This is a genomic window from Devosia sp. (assembly GCF_028290645.1).
Taxonomy (GTDB): Bacteria; Pseudomonadota; Alphaproteobacteria; order Rhizobiales; family Devosiaceae; genus Devosia_A.
This window is the reverse complement of sequence record NZ_JAQGJL010000193.1, coordinates 1-4,087: the sequence shown is the minus strand read 5'-3', so window position 1 is coordinate 4,087 and position 4,087 is coordinate 1. Positions and strand designations below refer to the sequence as shown.

At 65.2% G+C, this 4,087-nt stretch carries 5 protein-coding genes; 1 reads left to right on the top strand and 4 read right to left on the bottom strand.

Annotation, left to right across the window (positions count from 1 at the left end; genetic code table 11):
- Window positions 1-91: 91 nt before the first annotated feature.
- The 4 genes from rlmN to thpR all read right to left on the bottom strand — a co-directional run bounded on the left by rlmN (window position 92) and on the right by thpR (window position 3,334).
- Window positions 92-1,318 carry a 23S rRNA (adenine(2503)-C(2))-methyltransferase RlmN gene (rlmN, locus tag JWQ89_RS10775; RefSeq protein ID WP_299640863.1) on the bottom strand — a complete coding sequence of 409 codons (1,227 nt, stop codon included), beginning with the start codon at window positions 1,316-1,318 and terminating at the stop codon, window positions 92-94.
- A gap of 139 nt (window positions 1,319-1,457) precedes the next feature.
- Window positions 1,458-1,967, bottom strand: a complete 510-nt coding sequence (locus tag JWQ89_RS10770) for a hypothetical protein (RefSeq protein WP_299640861.1) — start codon at window positions 1,965-1,967, stop codon at window positions 1,458-1,460.
- A 94-nt stretch (window positions 1,968-2,061) separates the two neighbouring features.
- Window positions 2,062-2,598, bottom strand: a complete 537-nt coding sequence (locus JWQ89_RS10765; protein WP_299640859.1) for an invasion associated locus B family protein — start codon at window positions 2,596-2,598, stop codon at window positions 2,062-2,064.
- Window positions 2,599-2,794: 196 nt separating this feature from the next.
- On the bottom strand, window positions 2,795-3,334 hold the full coding sequence (gene thpR / locus JWQ89_RS10760; protein ID WP_299640857.1) for an RNA 2',3'-cyclic phosphodiesterase: 540 nt from the start codon (window positions 3,332-3,334) through the stop codon (window positions 2,795-2,797).
- A gap of 286 nt (window positions 3,335-3,620) precedes the next feature.
- On the opposite strand from thpR, the gene JWQ89_RS10755 reads away from it, so the two are divergent.
- A partial coding sequence (locus JWQ89_RS10755; RefSeq protein ID WP_299640856.1) for a Bax inhibitor-1/YccA family protein occupies window positions 3,621-4,087 on the top strand: 467 nt, incomplete at its 3' end.

Genomic DNA, 4,087 nt, shown 5'->3' with positions numbered 1-4,087 from the left:
TTCATGCGTCGAAGTTCGATGGACATGGATAGACCCCTCACCCTGACCCTCTCCCAGAGAGGGACAGGGGACGTTGTGGCGGTTTTGGCGGCTACGCCGTGAGGGCGTCGCGGTCTTTCTTGGTGAGGCGCTCGGTGGCGCTCTTCAGCTGGCCGCAGGCGGCGAAGATGTCGCGGCCGCGGGGGGTGCGGACGGGGGAGGCGTAGCCGGCGCGGTTGACGATGTCGGCGAAGTGCTCGATGCGCGAGGAGGTCGAGCACTCGTAGTTCGAGCCGGGCCAGGGGTTGAACGGGATCAGGTTGATCTTGGCCGGGATGCCGGCGAGGAGGCGCACCAGTTCGCGGGCGTCGGCGTCGGAATCGTTGATGTCGCGCAGCATGACGTATTCGAAGGTGATGCGGCGGGCGTTGCTGAGGCCGGGATAATCGCGGCAGGCCTGGATCAGCTCTTTCAGCGGATATTTCTTGTTGATCGGCACCAGGAGGTCGCGGAGGTCGTCGCGCACGGCGTGGAGCGAGATGGCGAGCATGACGCCGATCTCGCGGCCGGTCGGCTCGATATAGGGGACGACGCCGGAGGTGGAGAGGGTGATGCGGCGCTTCGACAGCGAGATGCCGGCTTCGTCCGAGGCGATCAGCAGGGCCTGCTTGACGTTGTCGTAATTGTAGAGCGGCTCGCCCATGCCCATCATCACCACATTGGTGATGGCGCGGCTGTCCCCTTCTGACCCGCCGGAACCGCGGGGCGCCGGGACGAGGCCGCCGTCATCGGGGCGGGTGCCGCCGGGAAAATCGCCCAGCCGCTCGCGGGCCATCAGGATCTGGCCGAGGATTTCGCCGGCAGTGAGGTTGCGGACGAGCTTCTGGGTGCCGGTGTGGCAGAACGAGCAGGTGAGGGTGCAGCCAACCTGGGAGGAGACGCAGAGCGTTCCGCGGTCTTCCTCGGGGATGTAGACGGTTTCGACCTCGACCGGCGGCAGCAGCGGGTTTTTCGGATCGCGGAAGCGGAACAGCCACTTGCGCGTGCCGTCGATCGAGACCTGCTCGGTGACGATCTCGGGGCGGTCGAGGAGGAAGGTATCGGCGAGCTTTTGCCGGAACCCCTTCTGGATGTTGGTCATCCGGTCGAAATCGGTGACGCCATTGTGATAGATCCAGTTCCAGAGCTGGGAGGCGCGCATCTTGGCCTCGCGCTCGTCGAGCCCGATACCCATCAGGGTGTCGCGCAACTCGGGCTTCATCAGGCCGACAAGCGACGTTCGCCCGGATTTCTGGCGGTCGGCATGGGCGTGGTAATCGAGGTCGAGGGCGATGCTCATGTGCGGGCGGCTTTCAAGCGGGCGCAGTTGGGCGCGCGCTGTAACATAGTAGCACGGATCGCGCAAAGAAGGGCTGGGGATGGGAGGATTGCGGGCCGTGGGTGGGGCCGCCCCCTCCACCAGCTTCGCTGGGGAGGCTTTAGCCGGTGCAGCCTTCGATGGCGCGGCTGGCGCCGGTGGCGCCGGAGAGCGAGAACGTCTCGCTGATGCGGATGCCTTTGTCGCTGGTGCCCTCGATGGTGATGGAGGAGCCGGCGCGGAGCGCACCTGCGAGATTGTCGTTCTGTGCGGGGTCCTGCAGCCAGGCGGCGTCCTTGTCGGTGAAGAGCTCGAAGCTCTGGCCGCTGACGGTGGCGGTGGCGGTGGTATCGGGCGCGAAGGTGAAGCCGGCGACGAGATTCAATTCGTTGCGCACGCTCTCCGACGGGCGATTGGTCAGGTAGAGCCAGGCTTCGGTGAAGTCGTCGGGGCTCGGGGTGACCTCGGTGGGCTTGGAGAGCGCGAAGCAGACGGGGCCGGTGGACTCGGTCGCCGTGTAGGCGGTCCAGTCCCGGTATTCGCCGAGCAGCTTTACCGACTGCGCCATTGCGGGGCCGCCGAGCAGCGGCACGGCAATGATTGCGATCGCGGCGAAAGCGCGGAAGTTCATGGGCGGAGCCTCAATGGTTCGGCGGTTGGTAGCAGGCAGAGCCGGCTTGGTACATCACCGAACGCGCGGGGACACCGCGCGGTTTCACGGCCCGTCAGGTGCAGGCCTTGTTGATCTCGCCCAAGGCGGCGGTCACGCCCGACAGGCTGTAGCTGTCGGACATCTTGTTACCCTTCTGCGAAGTGCCGTCGACGGTAAGCTTGGTGCCGGCCTTCAGTGCCTCAACGAAGGTGGGTTCATCCGCTTCGACGGCAAGCCAGGCGGCTTCGCCCTCGGTGACCATCGGGAAGGTCTTGCCGTCGATGGTGGCGGTGACATTGGCGTTGGAGGGGTGGAACGGGTAGCCGACCTGGGTCTGCACCTCGTTCTTGGTGCCGAGGCCCTTGCGGTTGATGATGAGGAAATGAATCGGGCTGCGGCGGACCGGGGCGCCGTTGACTTCCTTGGGGGTCCAGTCATCGGGCTGGGCCGAGATATAGCACATGGGGCCGTTGGCATCCGAACCGGTCCAGGCGGTCCAGGCCTTGAAGGTCCCGAGCTGCTTGATTTCCTGCGCGAGGGCCGGAAAGGCCAACGCCACGCAGACGGTACCGGCGAGCAGGCCTGCCAGCGCCAAACGAATTGATGTCATCGCCCGAACATCCTTGTCCGAAGTTGCGCAACCAGCACCCGGGCATCCTGCCATGGCATGGTTACCAAGGTCTCAAACCGGTCGCACATTTGAATTAAGTCGCGACATTAGCGGTAATCGTGTCGGCAATTTGACGCGCCAGACCGCCGAAAATCCTGTTTGGGCCCGCGTGGTGAAAGAAGCGTTAATGGATCGATCACGCGGCGAGCGGATAGGCCTGCTCCACGACATAGGGACCGCCTCCGACCGAGTCCTTGGATGAGAACAGGACGAACCGGCCGACCCTGAACTCGAGCGGGGTAAAGCGGCCGGAAAACGCGATGAAGCTCGCCACTTCCTCCGCAGACACCCCGCGCAGCCGGGCCAAAGCCACATGCGGCACGAACTTGCGCCCCTCGGGGGCGAGGCCGCAGCGCTGCAGCACCCGCTCCTGCGCGGCCTGCAGGCGGAGGAGGGCGGCGTTGCTCGAGCAGCCGGCGAACAGGGCGCGCGGGGTGTTGCCGCCGAACGAGCCCAGATGATCGAGCTTGATGGTGAAGGCTTCGCTGTCGGCAAGCCGATCGAGCATGGCGGTGACTTCGTTGGCCACGTGGTGATCGACGTCACCGATGAAGCGCAAGGTGATGTGATAGTTCTCGCTGTCGATCCAGCGGGCGCCGAACAGGCCGCCGCGCTTGAGCGAGAGGGCCAGCCCCACGTCCTGGGGGACCTCGATTCCGGTAAAGAGCCTGGGCAATCGACCCTCCCTTTGCCGCCGTCGTGCACTTGATTCGTGCTCACGTTACCTCGGGAAGGTAGCGGGGCGGGGCGGCGGCGGCAAGCCGCGTCGGGGTTTGCCTGAAACGGCTCTGCCGTGAGGCGAGAAGCCGCGGTTAAGCTGTTGAAGCACTGCGACATTACGGAATCGCAAGGCGGGGCGGCGCGGTCTTGTATTCGCCGGGGCGTGCCCTCATATTGTGTGATCGACGGTATCGGCTCGGAGGAGCGCCCGTCACGCGTCGCCAGGAAAGGGAATTTTCGTCATGGCTGAATTCGACCGTCCGACTATCGCCGCGCAGCGGGCCGGAACCGCCGCGGCCATCGATGAGGGCCTGCGCAGCTATATGCTGAAGGTCTACAACTACATGGGCATCGGGCTCGTGGTGACGGGGCTCGTTGCCTATTTCGGCAACGCGTTCGCGACCACCACCGACCAGAGCCAGGCCGTAGCGCAGCTCGCCAACGGGCAGCTGCTCACCTCGTGGGGCGCGCTGATCTACACCTCGCCGCTGATGTGGGTGCTGGCCTTCGCGCCGCTGGCCTTCGTGCTGGTGCTGAGCTTCGGCATCAACCGGCTGTCCGGCGCCACCGCGCAGCTGCTGTTCTGGGTGTTCGCGGCCGTCATGGGCCTGAGCCTCAGCTCGATCTTCATGGTCTATACCGATGCTTCCATCGCCAAGGTGTTCTTCATCTCGGCGGCGACGTTCGGCGCGATGAGCCTTTACGGCTA

Excerpts from the sequence above, each read along its gene's own strand:
- rlmN (WP_299640863.1), bottom strand. The coding sequence starts at position 1,318 with ATGAGCATCGCCCTCGACCTCGATTACCACGCCCATGCCGACCGCCAG.
- JWQ89_RS10770 (WP_299640861.1), bottom strand. The coding sequence starts at position 1,967 with ATGAACTTCCGCGCTTTCGCCGCGATCGCAATCATTGCCGTGCCGCTG.
- JWQ89_RS10765 (WP_299640859.1), bottom strand. The coding sequence starts at position 2,598 with ATGACATCAATTCGTTTGGCGCTGGCAGGCCTGCTCGCCGGTACCGTC.